Origin of the sequence: Calothrix sp. NIES-2100 (genome assembly GCF_963875285.1) — a bacterium.
Classification (GTDB): domain Bacteria; phylum Cyanobacteriota; class Cyanobacteriia; order Cyanobacteriales; family Nostocaceae; genus Aulosira.
In genome coordinates this window covers 7,377,286-7,400,035 of record NZ_CAWNLA010000001.1, presented here as the reverse complement: position 1 = coordinate 7,400,035, position 22,750 = coordinate 7,377,286, and the positions used below count along the sequence as shown (strand labels likewise).

General features: G+C 41.8%; 20 protein-coding genes. 10 read left to right on the top strand and 10 right to left on the bottom strand.

Going from position 1 to position 22,750, the window contains the following annotated elements:
* Positions 1-243: 243 nt before the first annotated feature.
* The 3 genes from AACU32_RS30120 to AACU32_RS30110 all read left to right on the top strand — a co-directional run bounded on the left by AACU32_RS30120 (position 244) and on the right by AACU32_RS30110 (position 3,374).
* Positions 244-960 (top strand): response regulator transcription factor, encoded by a 717-nt coding sequence (locus tag AACU32_RS30120; protein ID WP_096605189.1) that lies wholly within the window; start codon positions 244-246, stop codon positions 958-960.
* Positions 961-1,262: 302 nt separating this feature from the next.
* A complete protein-coding gene (locus tag AACU32_RS30115; protein ID WP_096605187.1) occupies positions 1,263-2,936 on the top strand; it encodes a SpoIIE family protein phosphatase in 1,674 nt (557 codons plus the stop codon).
* Between the two features lie 3 nt (positions 2,937-2,939).
* Positions 2,940-3,374 carry an ATP-binding protein gene (locus AACU32_RS30110; protein ID WP_096605185.1) on the top strand — a complete coding sequence of 145 codons (435 nt, stop codon included), beginning with the start codon at positions 2,940-2,942 and terminating at the stop codon, positions 3,372-3,374.
* Between the two features lie 120 nt (positions 3,375-3,494).
* Here the strand turns inward: AACU32_RS30110 and AACU32_RS30105 are convergent, their stop codons facing one another.
* Entirely contained in the window at positions 3,495-3,920 is a 426-nt protein-coding gene (locus AACU32_RS30105; protein WP_096605183.1) for a nuclear transport factor 2 family protein, read from the bottom strand.
* A gap of 359 nt (positions 3,921-4,279) precedes the next feature.
* Here AACU32_RS30105 and queG point away from each other — a divergent pair, with 359 nt between their 5' ends.
* Both queG and AACU32_RS30095 read left to right on the top strand, forming a co-directional pair.
* Positions 4,280-5,254: a tRNA epoxyqueuosine(34) reductase QueG gene (gene queG, locus AACU32_RS30100; protein ID WP_096605181.1), complete on the top strand. Its 975-nt coding sequence runs from the start codon at positions 4,280-4,282 to the stop codon at positions 5,252-5,254.
* The gene (locus AACU32_RS30095; protein ID WP_096605179.1) at positions 5,229-5,864 is read left to right on the top strand and encodes an HAD-IA family hydrolase; all 636 of its coding nucleotides are present in this window, start codon (positions 5,229-5,231) and stop codon (positions 5,862-5,864) included. The genes queG and AACU32_RS30095 overlap by 26 nt, the downstream gene beginning before the upstream one ends.
* 445 nt (positions 5,865-6,309) lie before the next feature.
* Here AACU32_RS30095 and AACU32_RS30090 read toward each other — a convergent pair whose 3' ends face one another.
* Entirely contained in the window at positions 6,310-6,684 is a 375-nt protein-coding gene (locus AACU32_RS30090; protein ID WP_096605177.1) for a hypothetical protein, read from the bottom strand.
* 216 nt (positions 6,685-6,900) lie between these two features.
* Between AACU32_RS30090 and AACU32_RS30085 the strand changes: the two genes are divergently transcribed.
* Positions 6,901-7,431: an orange carotenoid protein N-terminal domain-containing protein gene (locus tag AACU32_RS30085; protein ID WP_096605175.1), complete on the top strand. Its 531-nt coding sequence runs from the start codon at positions 6,901-6,903 to the stop codon at positions 7,429-7,431.
* Between the two features lie 192 nt (positions 7,432-7,623).
* Here the strand turns inward: AACU32_RS30085 and AACU32_RS30080 are convergent, their stop codons facing one another.
* On the bottom strand, positions 7,624-8,355 hold the full coding sequence (locus AACU32_RS30080; protein ID WP_096605173.1) for an ATP-binding cassette domain-containing protein: 732 nt from the start codon (positions 8,353-8,355) through the stop codon (positions 7,624-7,626).
* A gap of 256 nt (positions 8,356-8,611) precedes the next feature.
* On the opposite strand from AACU32_RS30080, the gene AACU32_RS30075 reads away from it, so the two are divergent.
* Complete coding sequence (locus AACU32_RS30075; protein ID WP_096605171.1) at positions 8,612-9,061, top strand: orange carotenoid protein N-terminal domain-containing protein; 450 nt, start codon at positions 8,612-8,614, stop codon at positions 9,059-9,061.
* Between the two features lie 190 nt (positions 9,062-9,251).
* Here the strand turns inward: AACU32_RS30075 and AACU32_RS30070 are convergent, their stop codons facing one another.
* From AACU32_RS30070 to AACU32_RS30040, 7 genes are all read right to left on the bottom strand, one after another.
* Positions 9,252-10,571, bottom strand: a complete 1,320-nt coding sequence (locus AACU32_RS30070; protein ID WP_096605169.1) for a tetratricopeptide repeat protein — start codon at positions 10,569-10,571, stop codon at positions 9,252-9,254.
* Positions 10,572-11,533: 962 nt separating this feature from the next.
* Complete coding sequence (locus AACU32_RS30065; protein WP_096605167.1) at positions 11,534-12,751, bottom strand: ABC transporter permease; 1,218 nt, start codon at positions 12,749-12,751, stop codon at positions 11,534-11,536.
* A 73-nt stretch (positions 12,752-12,824) separates the two neighbouring features.
* Positions 12,825-14,297 (bottom strand): efflux RND transporter periplasmic adaptor subunit, encoded by a 1,473-nt coding sequence (locus tag AACU32_RS30060; RefSeq protein WP_096605165.1) that lies wholly within the window; start codon positions 14,295-14,297, stop codon positions 12,825-12,827.
* Between the two features lie 978 nt (positions 14,298-15,275).
* Positions 15,276-16,133, bottom strand: a complete 858-nt coding sequence (locus AACU32_RS30055) for an oxygenase MpaB family protein (protein ID WP_096605163.1) — start codon at positions 16,131-16,133, stop codon at positions 15,276-15,278.
* A 95-nt stretch (positions 16,134-16,228) separates the two neighbouring features.
* Entirely contained in the window at positions 16,229-17,359 is a 1,131-nt protein-coding gene (locus tag AACU32_RS30050; protein ID WP_096605161.1) for a CO2 hydration protein, read from the bottom strand.
* Between the two features lie 158 nt (positions 17,360-17,517).
* Positions 17,518-19,017: an NADH-quinone oxidoreductase subunit M gene (locus AACU32_RS30045; protein WP_096605159.1), complete on the bottom strand. Its 1,500-nt coding sequence runs from the start codon at positions 19,015-19,017 to the stop codon at positions 17,518-17,520.
* A gap of 204 nt (positions 19,018-19,221) precedes the next feature.
* The gene (locus AACU32_RS30040; protein ID WP_096605157.1) at positions 19,222-21,078 is read right to left on the bottom strand and encodes an NAD(P)H-quinone oxidoreductase subunit F; all 1,857 of its coding nucleotides are present in this window, start codon (positions 21,076-21,078) and stop codon (positions 19,222-19,224) included.
* A 593-nt stretch (positions 21,079-21,671) separates the two neighbouring features.
* On the opposite strand from AACU32_RS30040, the gene AACU32_RS30035 reads away from it, so the two are divergent.
* From AACU32_RS30035 to AACU32_RS30025, 3 genes are all read left to right on the top strand, one after another.
* Entirely contained in the window at positions 21,672-21,980 is a 309-nt protein-coding gene (locus AACU32_RS30035; protein WP_009457333.1) for a carbon dioxide-concentrating mechanism protein CcmK, read from the top strand.
* A gap of 87 nt (positions 21,981-22,067) precedes the next feature.
* Positions 22,068-22,412 (top strand): carbon dioxide-concentrating mechanism protein CcmK, encoded by a 345-nt coding sequence (locus tag AACU32_RS30030; protein WP_010995041.1) that lies wholly within the window; start codon positions 22,068-22,070, stop codon positions 22,410-22,412.
* A gap of 6 nt (positions 22,413-22,418) precedes the next feature.
* The gene (locus AACU32_RS30025) at positions 22,419-22,718 is read left to right on the top strand and encodes a EutN/CcmL family microcompartment protein (RefSeq protein ID WP_096605155.1); all 300 of its coding nucleotides are present in this window, start codon (positions 22,419-22,421) and stop codon (positions 22,716-22,718) included.
* The last annotated feature ends 32 nt before the right edge of the window (positions 22,719-22,750 follow it).

Sequence of the window (22,750 nt, the reverse complement as noted above, 5' to 3'; positions counted from 1 at the left end):
ATATGTTTAGCAATTACTAGAGCTGAGTAGGTTTGGTGAACGGTATAGCCTTCTTGATTCTATGATTAAAGTGTAACGTTCCTCAAAGAATGAATGCCTATGGCATTGGTAACGCCTTTGCGTGTTAGTCTTACTCACAAAGCACTTTGAGATTTTTGTACAGATGTCTTTGACTGCATCTCTTACAAGTTTTGAGTAAACTCGATTTTACAGTTAAGGTAGTGTAACGGGCGAAAGTTGACTATGAGTAAAATTCGTATTGCTCTGATTGAAGATCATGACCTCACCCGTGTGGGTATTCGGACAGCACTACTGCAAAAAGAGGAAATTGAAATTGTAGGAGAAGCTGCCAATGCTGCGGAAGGTCTGAAAATGCTAAAAACGCTACAACCGGATATTGCGATTGTAGATATTGGCTTACCAGATAAAGATGGCATTGAGTTAACAAGGGAGTTGAAGTCCACTAGTAATGGGTCAGAGTTAACAACTAAAGTGTTAATTTTGACACTACGAGATAACAAAGAAGCAGTACTGGCAGCTTTCGCTGCTGGGGCTGATTCTTACTGCATGAAGGATATTAAATTTGATAATTTGCTGGAAGCAGTGCGAGTCACTTACAATGGCAATGCTTGGATAGATCCGGCGATCGCCAGGATTGTATTACAACAAGCACAACAAAATCCAGCTAAACCAGAGATCGTATCATCAGACACGAAAAGCCTCATGAATACCTCTGGTGGGGAGACTCATGAACATATAGATGCTTACACCCTCACTGAAAGAGAATTAGAAGTGTTACAGTTGATCGTCGAAGGTTGTAGTAATGCAGTAATCGCAGAGAGACTTTACATTACAGTCGGCACAGTGAAAACCCACGTCCGGAATATTTTAAACAAGCTATGTGCTGATGATCGCACCCAGGCGGCAGTTCGTGCCTTGCGTTCTGGATTGGTGGGTTAAGTTGAAGTTGCGGATTTAGCCCCCAACTAGAAAAAATCCAGATAAATCTACAGCCTTGAACAAAATATTTGACTGCAAAGTGGGTATCTTCTCTATAGGACTCCTATGTGATTTTTGCTTTTGCTAGTTAGGCACACCTGGAAGAGCCTTCTTTCCTGTTGCTTGCGCCTACACAAGCTTTTTTCACAAATCAAAGCTGACTGCTATATATGGTGTTGATTTTTGGTTATGTCATTATTGATTAAGTGTGATAAAAGTTACACTTTTTTGCAATTCAAATATCTAAAAAGTTAAAGTCACATATGACTGAAATAGAGGGATGCAAACTCAAGCTCATGGTGGTAGATGATGAGCCAGATAACTTAGATTTACTCTACCGGACTTTTAGACGAGATTTTGACGTATATCAAGCCAGTCATGCTTTGAGCGCACTGGAAATATTAGACAAAGAAGGCGAAATGGCTGTGATTATTTCTGACCAGAGAATGCCAGAAATGAACGGCACAGAATTCTTGAGCCGCACAGTAGAGCGTTTTCCGGATACAATCAGGATTTTGCTGACTGGTTTTACTGATGTCGAAGACTTGGTAGATGCAATTAACTCAGGTCAGGTATTTAAGTACATCACCAAACCCTGGAATCCTCAACGGTTAAAAGTGCTTGTTGAACAAGCTACTGATACTTATCGCTTGGTTAAGAAACGCACCCAAGAGTTACGTAGAGCATTGCGGCGAGAATCTTTGTTTAATGCCGTCACAACAGCAATTCGGGAGTCTTTAGATTACGATAGTATGCTGCAAAAAATTGTAGCAACTATTGGAGAAACATTTGAAACTACTGGTTGCTTCCTGAGACCAGTAGAGGGCGATCGCCTGACATCAGATGTCTTCTCTTATGAAGATCCTAATTCCAATACATTAGATTTCGCCTTTGACCCTAGCGCTTTAATTGAAAAAGTGTTGGCAACTCGTCAGTATCAACTGACTCAAAGTACAGATGACGGTAATCCTTGTCACCAATTGGTTGTGCCATTGTCTTACCAGCAACAATTGCTGGCTGTGCTTGCTCTCTACCAAAGAGGACACGATCATTCTTGGCAAGATGAAGACATTCAACTGATTGCGGGTGTTGCTGAACAAGCTGCTTTAGCCCTCTCCCAGGCAAAACTATACCAGCGCCTGCAAGAAAAACAACAGCAAATCCGCGCTGAATTAGAAGTTGCTCGCCAAATTCAAAATAACCTGCTACGGCAAAGTTTACCTGAGATGAAGGGCGTGAAAGTGCAAGCTTGCTGCTATGCCGCTCGTGAAGTTGGAGGAGATTTTTTTGAAGTTTTTGTTCATCCGAAAGGGGACTTATGGTTAGCAGTGGGTGACGTTTCCGGTAAAGGTGTGCCAGCAGCTTTGTTTATGGCTAGTGCTATTTCAGTGTTACGGCGAGAATTATCTCAAGAAACGCCAGCCCAGCCGAATATAGTCATGCAGAATCTTAATCATGCTATGTCTGATGACTTGATTAGCAACAATTGCTTTATCACTCTCGTCTTAGCATGTTATACGCCTAGCACTAAGGAACTAGTTTATGCCAACGCTGGGCACATCTATCCCTTACTCTGGTCGTCACAAACGCCAAGCGAGGAACAACCCCACTATCTGAAGGTTCGCAGCGTTCCCTTAGGTATCTTGCCTAAATGGCAGGCACAGTCTGGTCACTTAATACTGAATTCCAATGATATTCTGCTGTTAGCCAGTGATGGAATTACAGAAGCAATGGTATCAAATAGTGTGTTTAAATGTAACAATACCGAAGATAAAGCTCAGGTATTTAGCAGAAATATGCTAAATCAAGACGGTCTCTGGCAATTGTTAAAACAACAACCAAAACCACTTTGTCTTAGCGATTTACTAACTTGTATCCAGGCAGACAACCCAGTTCAAGAAGATGACCAAACTATACTCTCATTGGAGGTCTTGTAAGTAATGAAAAGTGAGCTACATGTCCCAAGTGATTTAAATTTTTTAAACATTGTCGAAAACTGGTTGCTAGGATGCTTGAAAATCCAGCTAGGAGAATCGGTTGATTGGTCACGACAATCCAGTCGTTTGCGCCTAGCCTTGGTAGAGGCTTACTCGAATGTAGTACGTCATGCCCATAAGGAACAGGCTAATTTGCCAGTTTTACTGCGTTTGGAATTGAAAAACCGGGATCTTGCCTTAGAAGTGTGGGACTATGGCGAAGGCTTTGATATGTCTACTTACTTTCCACCAAACCCTTTAGAAAAACAAGAAGGTGGCTATGGTTGGCTAATTATGAATCGATTGATGGATAAGGTAGAGTATCAGTTACAGGTAGATGGTGCTAACTGCCTGAAGTTAGAAGCTACCTTACCAGAACTAGTACAAAAAAGCGCTTAGTATCAAGGCTAAAGAATGAAAGTAAGAACCCCATAATGTAAGCTTTTTGAGGATTTACATGAGAGTCTGATTTCCATCAAACTGTACTAGTTAGTTAAAACTCTTTTGGCTGTTGACTGCTTAATCACGACGCAAAGCCAGTAACTCTTGAGGAGAAGCGAGGAGTTTAATTCTGGCTTCTACAATCTGTCGTTGTTGATTGAGAATAAATAGCCATAAGACGTTAACACCACACCAGGATGTTAGGGCTTTTCCTGCTACTTGGACTTGAAGAAGCTCGTTTGCCAAAATCTCAGTAATTCCTTGCTGCGGATCGGCTTTAATACCTTGAGCCTCTTGTTGTAGATAGGTTGCGATCGCATCTGGCCCGACAAAACCAGATTCAAATGGCGGATACATCACACCATCCTCAGCAAACAAGGCGGCTGTAGCTTTAAATTCTCCGGCATTTAATGTTTGAAAGTAACTTAGAATGCTGGGCTCTGTAATTCCCTCGATTGAGAATTCTTCTGTTTGTGTTGTCGCTTGAAATTCAGCTGCTGTCATAAAAATACCTTTGTTAGACTAGCTGAACATCAATCTTCATCGCAAAACCAGGCAAAAAAAAGCTGCTATTGGTATATATTGCTTGGCTTTGGGAAAGTCTTTCTCTGGATGGAGGCAAATAATTAATAATTCGTCGTTTGTCATTTGTGATTTGTCATTTGTTATTAAAAAATGGTGGAATACTAGATTTATATGAGTTGCGGTGTTATGGTTGGTGTAGTTTTCATAATGTAATTACGAATTGTTAATTATTGAAAATAGAGATGAATGAGATCCCCGACTTCTCAAACAAGTCGGGGATCTCATTTTTGTAGTAAAATTTAAGTGCCACAATTTGGGCTGAATGTAAATTAAGATAAATGAATAACTCTGCCATAACCACAAGTGATGTGGTAAAGGAAAAGGCTAAGGAGTTGGGATTTCACAAGGTAGGGATTGCTGCTGTAGATGGGGTAGATGCTGTAGCAGCGCAGCGTTTACAAGCATGGATAGCATTGGGTTACAACGCTGATATGGAATGGATGGCTAACCCGAAGCGTCAGGATATTCGCTTAGTAATGCCAGAAGGGCGATCGCTTATTTGTGTGGCGCTAAATTACTACACACCACATCAACGTCCCGCAGGTGAGGAATACGCCAAGATTTCCCGTTATGGCTGGGGAAGAGATTATCACAAGGTGATGCATAAAAAACTCAAGGCATTGACTATCTGGTTACAATCACTGAGTGAAGGTGTTCAGGCTCGTTATTATGCAGATACAGGCCCAGTACAGGATAAAGTCTGGGCGCAAACCGCTGGTATTGGTTGGATTGCTAAGAACGGCAATGTGATTACACGGGAATATGGTTCTTGGGTATTTTTAGGAGAAATTATCACCAATTTGGAATTAGAGAGCGATCGCCCTGCAACAGAACATTGTGGCACTTGTACTCGCTGTCTGGAAGCGTGTCCTACTGGTGCAATTACTAACCCTTATGTAGTAGATGCTAATCGCTGCATTGCCTATCATACGATTGAAAATCGAGCCGAAAAATTACCCCAAACAGTCCAATCCCATTTACAAGGCTGGGTTGCAGGTTGTGATATTTGCCAAGATGTTTGTCCGTGGAATCTTAGATTTGCTCAAGGTACTGATGTGACAGAATTTAATCCTTATCCTGGGAATCTGGCTCCGAAGCTGATAGAATTAGCAGAAATCACAGATGAGGAGTGGGAACGACAATTTCCGGCCTCAGCCTTACGGCGGATTAAACCAGAAATGTTACGACGTAATGCCCGTGCTAATCTAGACGCATCCAGGCAACAGAATGACTCAAAAAGTAATTATCTTTGATTTTGATGGCACGATTGCAGATACATTAGATGCGCTTGTAGGTATTGCTAATCGTTTGGCGTTAGAGTTTGGTTATGTACAAATTACTCCGCAAGAATTAGGTCTCCTGAGAAACTTAACTTCTCGGGAGATTATTAGATATTCAGGTATCTCTGTTTTGAAGATCCCTTTTTTAGTTAAAAAGGTTAAGTCCGAATTAAAAAACAAGATTCACGAATTTAAACCTATTCCCGGAATTAAAGAAGCTTTAATAGAACTTAAGGAGGATGGTTATAAACTGGGGATTATTACTTCTAATTCTAAAGATAATGTCACCGAATTTCTTCAAATTAATGATTTAGCTAGTTTATTTGATTTTATCTATTCAGGTGTGACAATTTTTGGAAAAACAACAATCATCAATAATGTATTAAGGCAAAAGCAACTTAAACCCCAACAAGTTATTTATGTTGGCGACGAAACTAGAGATATAGAAGCATCGAAAAAAGCTAATATCAAGGTAATTGCAGTAACTTGGGGGTTTAATTCACCAGAAGTGCTAGCTAGACAAAAACCTGATTTCTTGATTCACAATCCCAGTGAGCTTTTAACGGTTGTAAGTAATGCGTAATTCGTAGTCATCAGATGTTAATCGCTCAGATTTAATAGTGCATATAGCGGCCTTATTTGATATATAAACCTCGTCCATTTTGAAACCTGGAGTAGTGCAAGACGTAAAGCCTACTAGTACCAGTAGGGAGCAAGATGCTCCCACTACTTTTAAAACTATGGTTCTCAAAATAGATGTGGTTGAAACATATTAAATAGGAATGCTAGTTGCACAGGAAATGTCGTTTGACTGAAGCAAACGGGCTTTATCTTATACTTTAGGCTAACACATCACAAAGTTGGAATGGTGCGTTAGACGCAAGTCTAACACACCCTACAGATACTATAACTACTGAAATTGTTTCAAAATTCAACGGTGGTTGCTCTATTCGTAATTACTAATTACGAACTCGTACTGAGCGACTCGCCCTGAGCGAAGTCGAAGGGAGTCGAAGTATTACGAATTATTAATTTTTTCTTTGACCTTTTTCTAAAGCTTTTTGCACTAAATCATCATCCACTTGTGTTGCACCCTCTGTTCTAGAGCCTGCAACATCCTTAGCCATATCTGCATAATCATCAGGATTACCAGTTGCTTCGGCTTGAGTTCTGACTTCTTGTGGTTGGGAAACTTGTTGTTTAGGTGCTGTTGCTGCTTCGGCTGCTTTAGCGCCTTCACCTGTGCGATCGATTTCACTGACACTAAATTGCTGCGCGGCGGCGTAATCAGCTTCAAAATCTACCGTTGGCGCTTTTTCTTCACCAGCAGCTATGTTTTCAGCGGCTAACTGTGCATCATGGGTAGGCGCTTCGTTTACATTAGGCTTAATTTCTTCTGGCATAATTTACTCCTTAGGCATTTCTTACTTGCTGAGGTCATCGTATCAAAGCGATCGCCTATATCATTGGCTCCTTTGGAGATATTCTTTCTTCTATTAAAAGATAGATAAAAACTGCAAATTGAAATTAATAAATCTCTTTCTCTTGGCAGTGTCTTCTCATTGTTAAAGTTTGTTAACCCTTTAGTTTGATGTGATAAATTGCCTTGGAGATAAACAATGACTGCTAGCCAAGATAAAAACGTTTCTCAAGCTTTGACTAATGAAACTCAAAAAGTCGTAGAAGCTTTTAATAGCTTAGATACTGATGCTAAATTAGCATGGTTTTATTTTGTTTATGAAAAAATGGGGGATTCAATCACTCCGGCTGTGCCTACTGCGGCAGAACCCAATTTAGCACCAATTTTGCTAGAAGATTATTTGGAATTATCCGATGAAGAACAATTGGCAATTATGCGCCAAATTGTTAATGGCGAGGCGAGTGATTATTCTCGTGCTTATGGTGCTTTAAAAGAAAATAATCAGTTGTTGGTTTGGTATGCTTGGGCTGTAGAAATGGGTGATCAGGTAGTTGATTTACCAGATGACTACGAGACTACAGATAAAATTGACAATCTGCTTTCGCAACTCGAAGGATTAGATTTTGAAGGGCAAATTTCTGTGCTGCGGACGATCGCAGGCAACATGGGGTACAGTGATGTCAAACCGATTGAAACCCAAGCACAGACTGGGAAAACATCAAGTTTGTAAGCTGATAAGCTATTCTGCTTTTAAGTTGCACAATCCATCGTGAGGGCTGTTGACAGTTGAGAGTTGACAGTAGGGGCGGGTTTATTTAGATCATTGTCGATCAATGAGGATATCTGTGAACCCGCCCTTACAACAGTTAACAGCCCTTATTAGTAGTTATGCTTTTTTAGCGCGCATTAGCTTATGTTGTCCCTAAGATACCGCCATCTGGCTTAAATCCGCTGGGGTGAGGTTTAAGTGGACAACTTCACCGTCGCGGAACCAAACAATCCGCTGGGTTTGACGGGCTACATCTGGTTCATGGGTAACCATGACGACTGTAATCCCACTGGCGTTTAATTCGCTAAAGATATCCATAACTTCTTGGGTGGTGCGAGAATCGAGTGCGCCAGTGGGTTCATCGGCTAAAAGGACAACGGGACGGTTGACAATGGCACGGGCGATCGCTACTCTTTGTTGTTGTCCCCCTGAAAGTTGGGTGGGTTTGTTGTTGAGACGCTTTTCTAAGCCTACTCGAATCAAAGCTTCAGTGGCGCGATCGCGTCTTTCTTTGGGATTGATTCCCCCATAAGCCATTGGTAACATGACATTTTCTAGGGCTGACAGTTGAGGTAATAAGTGGAATTGTTGAAAGACAAACCCTAGTTTTTTGTTGCGAATATGCGCCAATGCTTTATCGTTCATTTGCGCGACATCGACGTTATCTAAATAGTAACTCCCGGAAGTGGGGCGATCTAAACAGCCGATAATATTCATGGCTGTAGATTTACCGGAACCAGAAGGCCCCATAATTGAACAATATTCACCTTCATCGATAGTCAAATTCACATTATTAAGTGCTTTAACTTCTGTTTCTCCACTACCGTAGATTTTAAAGATATTTTCTAAGCGAATAATTTTCATTTGTGAGTTGTCATTTGTCATTTGTCATTTGTCATTTGTCATTTGTCTCCCTTGTCTTCCTTGTCTCCCTTGTCCCCCTTGTCTTCCTTGTCCCCCTCATCTATTTTATTCCTTCTGCCCTGGAGCCTTCCTTCATCTGTCTGACAGCGTAAGTATTGTTTCTATCTTTTGTGGGATTAGGCCTTTGGAATCATTCGTTAACTTATGTGGAGTAACTAAAAGAAATTTTTCTTAGGAACCACAAAAATAAGAAAAATTCGCTAAATTTGGAGTGTTTATGACCTATACAGTTGATGAAAGCACAAAACCGGCTTTAGACAGTTTTCTACGCTTTGATGTAGATACTCAACTAGCTTTACTTTGGTACGGTTACCTGGATATTAAGGATCAGCTAAACCCAGCGCCTCCTGAGAGCGTAGAAGTTCCTGGTAAAGCGGTGTTTGATAAAATTCAGGATTTGTCTGAACAAGAACAACTGCAAGCACAACGCGATTTACTTAAGGGCGGTAATAATGAGATTAACCGTGCTTACAAAGCGCTAAGTCCAAACGCCAAATTAGAGGTTTGGCTGCTGCTATCACAAGGTATTGAGAATGGAACTATCATCGGAGTACCTTCTGACTATCAACTTCCTGGTGAAACAGATCAATTTGTAGCACAGATCAAACAGCTAGAGTTTGATCAGCGCCTTAATTTCATGTTAACTGCTGTGCAAGCAAAAGCTTAGTTTATACCATTTTGGATTTTAGATGGAAAATCGCTTTCGGTTTCCAGCTTCCGTGAATCCATCAATCGCAATCATTTTTTCAATTGGTAAGTAGGCGCGATTAAACAGAATTATTTGACATTCTGTCGGGGAAAGGGGAAAGGTTAAAGGGTAAAGGTTTTTCCCTTTTTCCTTTTCCCCTTTCCCCTTCTTATAAATTTAAGGACAAGTCTATGCCAAATAAGTAAGCATTGCCGAGATTATTTTGCGTCATTTCCCATTGTTCAGGAAAGGCGTTGCGGGTATAAACTTCGAGTGCAGCATTGTAAGCGGCGATCGCCTTTTCCATATTTTGGGAATACTCGCCCATAATTCTGTCATTATAAGCTGTCCCCAAATTATTTTGCGTCATTGCCCAATCTTCAGGAAAGGCATCAGGGGTTAAAATTTCTAGTGCAGCGGTGTAAGCGGCGATCGCATTTTCTAAATTCTCGCCGCGATCGCCATTGATTCTATGCAAGTAGGCTGTTCCCAGGCTATTTTGCGTTGTTGCCCATTTTACCGGGAAGGACTTGCGGGTTAAAATTTGCAGTGCATCTGTGTAAACAGCGATCGCATTTTCCAAATTTTCGGCGCGATCGCCATTGATTCTATATAAATAAGCATTCCCTAGATTACTTTGCGTCGTTGCCCATTGTTCGTCAAAGGCGTTGTAACTATAAACAGATAATGCAGCATTGTAAGCAGTGATCGCATTTTCCAAATTCTCGGCGCGATCGCCATTGATTCTGTATAAATAAGCATTCCCCAGATTATTTTGCGTTGTTGCCCATGCTTGAAGAAAGGCGTTGTGGGTATAAACTGAGAGTGCAGCAGTGTAAGCCGCGATCGCATTTTCCAAATTCTCGGCGCGATCGCCAACAATTCTATCATTGTAAGCATTCCCCAGATTAGTTTGCGTTGTTGCCCATGCTTCCGGTAAGGCGTTGGGGGTATAAACAGTCAAGGTGATTTCGTAGCCAGTAATTGCAATTTCTATGTTGTTGGCTTTGCTACCCAAGGGAAACTGCTGAATTAAATTACTAAAATTACCAATCACTGCGGCGATGGATGTTGCTATATCTGGTTCTGCTGCTAAGGTATTTATTGCCCAAGATTGCAATATTTCTGCAAACATCTGATCGAGTTTATCGCTATTGGCTGCTAGTAAGGGGTAAATTACTTGCGGATCGCCATTGCTATCTGCTGTTGCTTGCAGTATATCGAGTAAAAATTCCTGGTAATTTGGGATATCGTCTTCGGTGATGGGGGAAAATTCCTGGCTAAGGAATGTGTCGAAGTTTCTCAACCAGTTAGCAATCTTTTCTTCTCCCTGCTGTTGAAAATTATCTGCTACTGCTGCTAACACCTGCACAAAGCCTATATCCAGCAATTCTGTATTAGCTGCTAATATCTCCGGTTCTTCTCCATGAGGGGAATTTAGCAGGCTTTCGATTAGCTGATAGTAAGCTTGTAGGCGCTGATCTTTCATGGGTAATTCTTAATTAAAAATTAAGACTGTTAGGTTTTTTTATCCAAAATTTTGGGATTATTTTGCCGAATTTTATCAGAAGATGTAGCACAGGAAGTAGGGTGCGCGATAGCTTTTACAATCACACACTTTATTAATATGATTGGACTGATTTGGTATAAGAAAAAACTTAAATTAGGGGTTGCAAATGTAATTTTTTGTTATTTAGACACAAATAATACTCTTTATAGAGAATATAATCCAATACGGTTGGTGTTAGCGTTAAAAACCTTAACCTGTGTAGGTTGGCTTGAGGAACGAAACCCAACATTTTCGAGGGTTTGTTGGGTTTCCAAACGGTAAGCCCAACCTACGATTATCCTTAACACCAAGCGTATTGGAATATAATCTTCTTGTGGGACATTTTTTATGGTAAGTCCCTAAGTCATAGAAGACAAATTATCATTGCAACCGTCGTCAGGTTTTGAATAAATGTCGTCAGAGGTTGTTTGAAAAGTGGTTGGCTGTATCTTCACACTAATCGATCCCCCCTAGCCCCCCTTAAAAAGGGGGGAAAACTTCTTAAAGTCCCCCTTTTTAAGGGGGATTTAGGGGGATCTAAAAGGTTTTGCTACCAACGACAGGACTTTTCAAACATCCTCTAAGGTTTTGAACAAACTCCGTAAGGTTTTGAACAAACCCCGTAACGTTATGAACAAACCCCGTAACCTTATGAACAAATGTCGTAAGGTTATGAACAAACCCCGTAAGGTTTTGAACAAATGTTGTAAGGTTATGAACAAACCTCGTAAGGTTTTGAACAAATGTTGTAAGGTTATGAACAAACCTCGTAAGGTTTTGAACAAATGTCGTAAGGTTATGAACAAACCCCCTAAACCACATCATAGCCCCCTCCTCGCTTGCGGGGAGGGGGTTGGGGGTGGGGTTCTTATTTAGTAAGTAATCAAACGGACATAATATTACTAAGCGCTTCTCAATGCTACAATTGGGTCAAGTTTAGCGGCGCGGCGTGCAGGAACGACACCGAAGAATAAGCCGATACCGCCAGAGATACCCACAGCCATTGTAATTGCTACAGGTGAGATTCCCGCTTGTAATGGTGTTAAAGCTGCGACTAAGAAAATACCACCGACACCAACCCCAGTACCTACCAAGCCACCAATTGCAGAAACAATTACAGCTTCAATCATGAACTGTAGCAAAATATCTTGCTCAGTTGCACCGATCGCTTTCCTTAATCCTATTTCCTGGGTGCGTTCGGTGACGGATACTAGCATGATATTCATGATACCAATACCACCGACAAATAAAGATATACCCGCGATCGCAGCTAACATGATTGTTAATGCACCTGTAATCTGCCCGACTGTTTGCAAAGCATCTTTTTGAGAACGGATGGTAAAGTCATCTTCGCCGTTAATTTTGTGTCGTTGTCGCAGTAAATTGGTAATTTGGAATTCTGCTGCATCCACACTATCAGCATTTTTGGCAGAAGCGACAATATAGGTTAACTCTAAGCCATAGGGAGAAGTCCGCCCAATCAGGCGATTAGCTGTGGTAATAATGGGTACTAATACTGCGTCGTCGTAATTCACGCCTAAGTTAGAACCTTTAGCTGTGAGAACGCCAATCACTTGAAAGCTAGTATTCTTAATTCTTAACTGCTGTCCGACAGGATTACTACTACCAAACAACCTTTGAGCTAAATCTGCACCTAATACAGCAACTTGATTGCTGCGCTTCATATCTATGTCGGTGAAAAATCGCCCTTTGGCTGTTTCAAAATCCCTGACTATTAAGAAAGTGGGAGTAGTGCCAATGATGTTAACATCCGTGTTGCGATTACGGTAAGTAACTACTTGGCGGCTATTTAATTCTGCCGTCACATTTGCTATTGTGGGTACTTGAGATGCGATCGCCTCTGCATCTTCCAAAACCAGAGTTTTTGGTAAATCCCTGGTGATGCGCTCAGTTTCTTGGTTACCGGGAATCACAAACAATATATTTGGCCCTAAAGACTCAAGCTGTTGGGAAACGTACCTTTGTCCACCTTCCCCAATCCCAATCATCGCAATCACCGAAGCGTTACCAATAACGATACCCAGCATAGTCAGGGCACTGCGTAACTTATTCGCCAGCAGGGTTTTCCCCGCCATTTGGATACTTTCTAAGAAGTTCATTTGTCATTTGTCATTTGTCATTTGTCATTTGTGATTGGGCATTTCTTATTTATCTCCCCTGCCCCCCTGCCCCCTACTTATTACTCTTCTCTTTCGCCTTTTCTATTTTGTAATCCTTCGGTGGGTTGACAAAAATGCGATCGCCCCCTTTGACTCCTTCTAAAACCTGGGTTTGGTCTTGGATTTGTGCGCCGACGGTGATTTGGCGAAATTGGGGTTTATTATTTTCATCGGGAATGAGTACACCGGTTTGTCCTTTTTCGGTGACGATGGCGACGGTGGGTAATACTAAAGCATTGTTGACGCGATCGCCGACAAAGGTCAAATCTACATTTAAGCCAGAACGTAGTTTATCTATCCCCGTATCCAATGCAACCCGCACCTGAAAGGATGTCACACCTTGTTCTACCACAGCTTCCGGTGCAATTAAGCGCACGCGACCTTTAAATATTTGATCGGGATACGCATCAGCCACAATTTCTACCTGTTGTCCCGGTTTAATTCTCCCTATATCGGCTTCGGGGACTTGGGCTAACACTTCTAAACCTCGCGCCACGGCGACAATGGAACTAGATGTGGCTGATGCACTACTAGATGCTGAAGTTGTCGGTGTCACAAATGAACCAACGTTGGCATATTTCTGGGTGACAATTCCGGTAAAAGGTGCGCGGATGACTGTATCTGCAAGCCTTACCTCGGCTGCTTTTAATTGCGCTTGAGCCACTTTTACTGCTGCTTGGCGTTGGGCAATTTCCTCAGGACGGCTACCATTTTGTAACAACACTAAAGCGGCTTGGGCTTCGGTAACGGCTGCTTCTTTCGCATCGATTTCTTCACTGCGAGTTCCACTTTGCAGCAGAGATAACCGTTTTTGCGCTTCTTGTAAAGCAGCTTTGGCGCGGCTATTTTCACTAATGTATTGATCAAGTTGATCTTCAGAAGTTGCGCCTTGTCTGGTTAATTCCCGATACCTGTCAACTCGTGCTTGCGTCAACTTCACCTGGGCTTGTGCTGATTCTACTTGGGCTTGCGCCTGTCCAATTTCTTGAGTGCGATTACCTGCACGGGCTGAGGCTAACTGCGCCTCTACTTGGGCTAAACGTGCTTTGGCTTGCGCTATTTCTTGGGGACGACTCCCCGCAAGGGCTTCATCGAGTTGGGCTTGGGCTTGGGCGATGTTGGCGGTGTATTGCAGGATTTGGGCTTGAATTTCGCCGACATCCATGCGTGCAATTATTTGTCCTTTTTGCACGCGATCGCCTTGTTCAACATATAATTCACCTAACACCCCAGGATTTTTGGGGCTGATATTCACACTTTGAACTGGTACTACCTTCCCACTAGCATTAATCCGCAGGGTGACAGTTTGCGTTTCTACTGGAACCGTTAGTTGAGAGATATCTTGTTTACTAGTTCCCCGATTCACTAAATTATAGGTAGTAGTAGTCCCCACAACCAAAGCACCTGCTGTGATTAGCCCTATCAGCCAGCGCAATGGATACTTAACTTTTTTGCCAATGAGGGGGATTTCTATGTACGTATTCATGATACCAGGCGATAAGGATTGCTTTGCTGAAATAGCTATCAGTTAATGGGCTATTACGGCAATTTATGAGGTTCTAAAGTTTAGAATAAAGATTAAATATTTATCAACGACCTCAAGATTAACTTGCGCAGTTATTGCTTAACATGAATTTATATTAGCCTTGAGCTTTGTTGCGTGACTTCACCTGAATGGGTGAGTTATACTTGCAAGTCAAGAGTCAGCCTTGGTGGGAAATTCAAAATAGATTTTTATATTAATGTTGATGAATCGTCATCAATAATTGACCTTTTTCTATATAAATAAACAACAATTCTTTGCTTCTTGGTGCTGAAGAAATCAGCAATGATTTTATTTATAAAAACTCATGAACCAATTTAAGATTTAGGGAACTCCAAAAAATCAATTATTCCGTTAAACGTTGACGGTTGACGGTTGACGGTTGACTGTTAACTGTTAACTGTCAACCGTCAACAATAGCAATGGAATATTTTTTTTCTTGGAAGTCCCTTATTTGTAGGGGTTTCCTTCTAGGGTGTTGACTCTGTGCCTTTTTAGGGGGTGACAATTCATGCAAAATAATGTCATTGCGTTCGCCCTACAGCCCTTCGGGCATCCTACGGCAGGCGTTCCCGAAGGGTACGAAGCGAAGCAATCCCCGGTGGTTGCTTCGCTTCGCTCGCAATGACAAAAGGTAAGGTAGACTTTACACGGACACAGAAACAGCATGAACCAAAAATCCCCAAATTCATTCCATCAAAGTGAACAGCTTAGGTTCCTTCTGCCCCAATACTTCTCGGTTAAGGGGAAAAGGGGAAGGGGAAAGGGTAAAGAAAAAACCTTTAACCTTTACCCTTTAACCTTTTCCCCAAACCCAATTCCGAGTTAAAAATGCTTAACCGAGCAGTATTGCCTTCTGCCCTTTCACCTGTCACTGAGCGAACGCGAGTGCGTCTCTTAGAAAAGCCGAAGTGTGCCTGCTTAACTTTTACTGTTTTCTGCTGGCCCTACATTAGCTATCTCATAACCATGTGGATAACTACGAATCGGACGATCAATAAAGTAGTATGGCTGATTTCGCGGTGGCAATAAACGTAATAATCGCGCCCTAATTTTCAGGATATTTGCGAGTAGCGATCGCAAAAATGGGGAAGGATGTTCAAACCCAAAGGCATCGAGCATGATATCATCAAGTAACGCATAGACCAAAGGTTTTAAAGCGAAACTCATCCACCCAGGAAACCAACTCAAAAATAAATTGCCAGTTGCTTCTCCGACTCTTCTATTTGTATCTGAATAGCGAAAGTTTGCTTTTTCGTAATCGCGGTTATAGCGTTCAAATTCTTCATAAGTTTCCGGAATATTTTGGATATCCATCCGCTTACCTACTTCCCGCCAGAAGTAAAAAGCTGCTAATTTTTCTTGTTCGCACATCAACCGCCAACCAAAACTTGCATTCCAGCGGATTGGCTCGTAAATAAAGGTAGAGAGTACATACAAAAAATCGGCATTATCAATCTTAAAGCGTCCGTGGATTGCATTCATCCGTTGCATCGCTTGTTTGCCGCGATCGCTATCGTAACCCCACTTGCCAATTTCCCCTACAATTATGCCTGTATCGTCGTAGCGTTTTTGCGGACTGTGATAAAATTTTCCTGTTTTATCCAATAATTTAGAAATACTGGGAATACAATAAGTGCGCATTAAAGCAACTTCCAGCGCTCTTGTCATTTCCCAAGGAAATTCGTAACCGTACATTAAAGTATATATCTGGTAATGATCTCTCTCAGGATCGAGCTGCTGAATCAGATGAAGATTTTTGTAGCGATTAAAAAGCATCTGAAATTTTTCCTGCGATCAACCAAGCAAATTTCAATTATTATACCAAATTTAATCAGTAGGGGCGGGGTCTCCCCGCCCTTTAGCTGCGGTTTCTATTGATTCACATCCAACAAGCGGGAAGTTTGGAAACGTTCCATCCACTTTTCTAAATAAACTTGATTGGCTTGTTGTTCCGATGGGTCTTCACTATCTAAAGGATAAGGCATCAATCCCAAAATCGCGGCTGTAGTTACACAAAACATCGACTTCTGGAAAGTTATACAAATTTGCACTAGTAAATCATCTTCACCCCGGCGACTACGACGATATATTTCATGTAAATATTCTGGTAGATAATGCCGCATATCCTGCATTAATAAAGTCGGAGGAATCCCGGCGCTACCAATGGGTAAAGGATCGGCATATAATGCACCATATTGAAAGCGAGCTTGATCGGGAGGAATTTGATATGCTTGGGCATTGTATGTAACTGTCCCAGAAAAAGGAGTTCCCCGGAAGAAAACTGCTTCTACATAAGGAATTGCTGTATCTGCTAAGAAGGTTAAACCAACTTTCTTGGGCAGAAGTTCATAAACTTTGTTATCAATTTTTACTTCGTAAGTAATTGGCTTTAAAGCATCTGCTACTAACCCAGCTTTAATATGTTCTACAACTTGGGGAATTGTTTTAATTTCGCCTTGGTCATAGCGGTCTGATAAAGTTAAGAAGATATCAGCCATTACCCGCCAAAATTGCCCCAAACCACTGTAGTATGCAGAAACCCGCAACATTTCAATTAGGAATTCAGGAAACAGTTGATTTATTCCTAAAACTAAGGGATTATTTTTAAATTTAGCGGCAATTACAGCTTTGGCTGTTTGTTGAAATTCTTTGCTATCCAAATATTTATCTAGTCCACCGCCACCGTGCCACATCATGGACTTCATACAATATTCGGCATATTCAAAATTAATTCTGTCATGCCACCAGTGACGAAATAATTTCTGCCAAGAAAATTCACCATTAAAATATTTAAAAAAGGGGAAAAATACTAAATATTGGTGTTCTGCAATGTATATCAAATTGTTTGAGTAAGCATCTAAAACTACGCCATAGCTTTTGAGAATGCCAACTACTTCTAAAACATTTTGTGGGCTATCAGCCAGTAGGGCTTCGCCTGTTTGCAGTCGTTTGACAAACTCAGCTAAGGGGTTGTTATAGGGCTTGTTTTGAATAGTTACCATGATGAGTTCTCCAAATTAGTTATTTGTCATTTGTTATTAGTGATTTGTTATTAGAAGTTGGAAATTAAGTAGTTCTTAATAGCGGTTAATTATTCATCAGCTTAGAGATTGGGTTTGTAGTCAGGATGATGCAATACTACAAACCCAATCTCTATATTTTAATTTTTGCTTGCCCGATCCAAGGCAACAGTTGTTATGGTGTGTTGTGTATTCACCATTGCTGTAATTGTCGGTTCAGTCCAGCGCGCTAACCAAGCGGGTTGGATACCAAAAATCACAATTACCACAGCTAAAACTATCGATGGTAGGCGATCGCTCCAATACACCCGTGGTAGGTTAATAACTTGGGCAGATAAGCGCCCAAAAAAGGCTTGATTTACCAGAATTAGGAAGTAAACGGCTGTCAAACCTGTACCAATCATACATAACAAGGTTTGCACTGGGTAAACTGGGAAACTACCCCGAAAAATCACAAATTCGGAAATAAAGCCGACCATTCCTGGTATCCCCGCACTGGCCATCACGCCTAAAACCATTAAGCTCCCAATTAAAGGCATACCCCGTTCTGGATTTAGCAGTCCCCGGACAACATCTAAGTTGCGACTGCCAGCTTTTTTATACACAACCCCTACGAGTAAAAACAGAAGTGCGGAAATTAAGCCGTGGCTGACCATTTGCATGACAGTGCCTAAAATGCTTAACTGTGTAGCCGAAGCCGCCGCTAAGAGGATATAGCCCATGTGTCCAATGGAACTATATGCCACCATTTTTTTCATGTCCTTTTGGGCGATCGCGCAAGATGCACCATACAGTACACTGACTACAGCCCAACTCGCTAACCAGGGAGCCAAATAACCCCAAGCTTCTGGCAATAAGTTCATGCCAAATCGCAGTAAGCCATAAGTCCCCAATTTCAACAATACCCCAGCTAGTAACACCGAAATTGGTGTGGAAGCTTCAACGTGGGCATCTGGCAACCATGTATGAAAGGGAACTAGAGGAATCTTAATCCCAAAACCAACTAAAATTCCGCCTAATAACAAAAGTTGCGTTGCTAATGGTAACGTCTTGGCATTCAAGGTAGCCAGAGCAAAGTTAGTACCACCACTCAGCCAAACAAGACCAAGGAAACTAGCTAAAATCAAAATTCCTGAAAGAGCAGTATAAATCAGGAATTTCGTAGCTGCATAACCCCGTTTTTCACCACCCCAAATTGCAATCAACAAATACAGGGGTATGAGTTCAACTTCGTAAAACAGGAAAAATAGCAGCAAATCCTGAGCCAGAAAAGCGCCAGTTACCCCAGCACTTAATAGCAGTATTAATGAGTAATAAAATCTCGGACGGTGCAGAGATTCATCACTGCTGTAGATGGCAATGCAAGTTAATAAGCCGTTCAAAACCAGCAAAGGCAAGGATAAACCATCTACTCCCAGCGTATAGTTTAACCCTAAAGCATCCACCCAAGGTAGGAATTCAGCAAACTGTTGACTAACTAGCGCTGGATTAAATTGAATTGCTAAAATCACCGACCAAATAAAGGCGATACCAGCAAATACCAACGCTACCCCACGGGAGATTTTACCATTCATCCCCGGAGGCCAAAAACCGATTATAGCCGCACCCAATAATGGTACTAAAATCAACGCACTCAGCATACACAGAACTAGTTAAGGATATGGGGAAGGAGAAAAGGGACAAGGGAGACAAGGGAGACAAGGGAGACAAGGGGGACAAGGAGGACAAGGAGGACAAGAAATTTTAGATTTTAGATTTGCGATTTTGGATTCCAATCTAAAATCCACAATCCAAAATTGTTTCCAATGCCCCATGCCCCATGCCCAATGCCCAATGCCTAATGACTAAAAAGGCAACTTATCTAGTAGTCCTAATGACCAACTAATAAAAAAGCCCAGGACGCTGACGACGAAGAGGATGGTCAACATATAACCCTGGGATTGTCCAGAAATGCTGTACTTTAAACCTTGTCCGCTGAGTATGGCAGCAAACCCAACCAAGTTTACCAAGCCATCGATCAAATAGCGATCGCTCCATGCGGAAATTTTAGATAATATCGCTACTGCACTGACTATGGTGACTTTATACACTTGGTCGATGTAAAAGTCGTAACCCAACACATCCTGCAAGAATCTCCACGCCAGGATTCTTGACCTCGACCATGCTTTGTCTAGATACATCGTCGCACCTATCGCTACTCCTACTAGGGTTGAGGAAAGTAATATTGCAACTACGTACCAATTAATACTTTGCCAATCAGGCAGTAAGTACCATTGCTGTAGCATTACGGGTAATAACAGGGTCAATATTATCAATGTCACCATTGGAAATGCCATTTGCCAACCGACTTCTGGGGCCCGGCGGGTTTTTTGTTGCGGTTTATCCCAAAATATATATCTGAATACCCGTGTTAAATTTAATGCTGTCAACCCATTGACTATGACTAATACACCAATCACCCAAGGGCTAATGTTCACAAAGCCATCAGCCCAAGACAGCATTGCCCAAAAGCTGCCTAGTGGTAGCAAGGTTACCATGCCGGCAGAACCGACAACAAAAGCAGTGGTTGTGGCTGGCATTCGCGACCACAAACCACCCATTTCTGTCAAGTTTTGGGTGTGGGTGGTAGAAATGACCGAACCAGAACTCATGAATAATAGAGCTTTTGCGATCGCATGAGTTAACAGCAACATCAAAGCTACACCGCCTTGCTGCAACCCCATTGCCAAAAATACCAAGCCCATGTATGCACTGGTGGAATGAGATAGTGCCCGCTTAATATCAATTTGGGCTAAGGACACTAACGTCGCCCCAATTGCCGTCACCGTACCCATGATTACCAAGGCATTCAACGCCACTGGGGACAATACCAGCAAAGGCTGCATTTTAAATAACACATAAGCACCACCTGCTACCACTAATGAGTTCCGCAACACAGAAGCAGGGTTCGGCCCTTCCATCGCTTCGTCTAACCACAGATGCAGTGGAAATTGGGCACATTTACCAGCAGGCCCAGCAATTAACGCCAATCCTAGTAAAGTCGAATTCACTGGATCTAAGTTAGCTGTTTGCGCCCATTCATATAAATCGGAAAAGTTCAAACTACCTGCTAGGTAAGAAAGCGTCACTACGCCCATCAGCAGTAACAAATCTCCTACCCGTTTCGTCCAAAATGCGTCCCGCGCTGCTGTCACTACTAACGGTTGTGCATACCAGAATCCCACCAGCAAATATGTGGAAAGCGTCAGAACTTCCAACAGAGCATAGCTGAGAAACAATGAATCGCTAATGGCTAAAGCACTCAGCGCCGCTTCAAACAATCCGAATAGTGCAAAAAAACGCGCCAAAGACCAGTCCTTTTCCATGTAGCCCAGGGCGTAAATTTGGGCTAGAACACTTAACCCGGTAATTAAAACCGTCGCCCCAATACTCACAGGTGAAATGTCTAAGGCGAAGGATAAATCTAAATCTGCGACTTTGAACCAGTTAATTAGCAAAGTTTCTGGTTCTTTATCCCAGATATTTTGAAATATCAACAAGCTATGGACGAATGCCGCAATAGTCGTCAACAAATTGAAGTATGCTGCTGGTCTTGGCCCTGTGCGGCGGATAATTCCTATTGCCCAGGGCAAAGTTAAAATAGCACCTATTAAACCATAAAAAGGCACAAACCAACTTGTAATGTAGACAAAATGATCCATTTAAATTTCCTTTGACGACTCAGTATGGAATGCCTTGTTTTAAAACAACTTTTCTTAAAAATATTTTCTCTAATTAGCTTGACATTAGACAGGTAGCAAAATTGAATATAACAGAATAAAAATATTTAATTCCAGAACTACAGTTTAGTTGTAGGATGAGAATTCCTACTTATACATTGCCAGTTTATAGCTTTTATTATAAAAACTTATCTAAGTTTAAGGCTGTGCTTGTATAAACAAAGGTAAATGCAGGAAAGACAGTTCAGATAAACCATCTAGACTCCTGTCACCCCTCTTGATCACAAATTACAAACTTTATTAATCTAAGTTTGAGAAATGTAATTAAAAAATTATAAAGCGTAATTGACCGCTCTAGCAATCCGTGAAATTTCATTAACCAAAAGACAGTATTAATTTTTGTTAAGTTTTCTTAAACAATTTTATTATAAACTATTATAGTGATTTATATTGCCAGGAACGCCAAGCTTTCCTATGCTTAATTTGGAAGTGTTTTCTTAGCTTAAGATAAAGCTCCCCCCGGCAAAAATTTCAAACCCCAGTACTGATTGCATTAATTTTGTAGGAGTTCTGCGATGCCAATTGCAGTTGGAATGATTGAGACTAAAGGCTTCCCCGCAGTAGTAGAAGCTGCTGATGCGATGGTGAAAGCTGCTCGTGTAACATTAGTAGGATATGAAAAAATTGGTAGCGCACGAGTCACAGTAATTGTGCGGGGAGACGTTTCCGAAGTACAAGCCTCAGTTGCAGCTGGGGTAGAAGCAGCCAGAAGAGTCAATGGTGGTGAAGTAGTATCAACCCACATTATTGCCCGTCCCCACGAAAACCTCGAATACGTCTTACCGATTCGGTATACAGAAGCTGTAGAACAGTTCCGCACGTAAAAACCCATTAAAAAAGTTGCTTAACGGGGTTGCCTTAAAGTGCTTTTGTTGTCCAGAGCTAAAAACTGTCATTAAGGATGAGAACGAATGTCGATTGCAGTAGGAATGGTAGAAACGCTAGGCTTTCCAGCAGTAGTAGAAGCAGCAGACGCAATGGTGAAAGCGGCTCGCGTCACCTTGGTAGGCTATGAAAAAATTGGGAGTGGTCGGGTTACAGTCATCGTCAGAGGAGACGTATCCGAAGTACAAGCCTCAGTTGCAGCTGGGGTGGAATCAGTGAAGCGAGTTAACGGCGGACAAGTTTTGTCTACCCATATCATTGCTCGTCCTCACGAAAACTTGGAATACGTCCTGCCAATTCGTTATACAGAAGATGTAGAGCAATTCCGGGAAAATGTGAACGCCATTCGTCCTTTCGGCAGAAGACCATAAGTTGTAATGCAAATTGCCAAAGTACGGGGCACAGTAGTTAGCACACAAAAAGAGCCAAGTCTCAGAGGTGTAAAACTACTGTTGTTGCAATTAGTAGATGAAGAAGGAAACCTCCTGCAAAAGTACGAAGTAGCAGCAGATATTGTTGGTGCAGGCGTAGATGAGTGGGTACTTTTCAGTCGTGGTAGTGCCGCTCGTCAAGTTCCTGGCAACGAAAATCGTCCGTTAGATGCCGCAGTGGTGGCGATCATTGATACTATTTATGTCGAAGATCGTCTCATTTACAGCAAAAAAGACCAATCATAGATAGATAGTCAAGGGTCAATGGTTTTGACTAT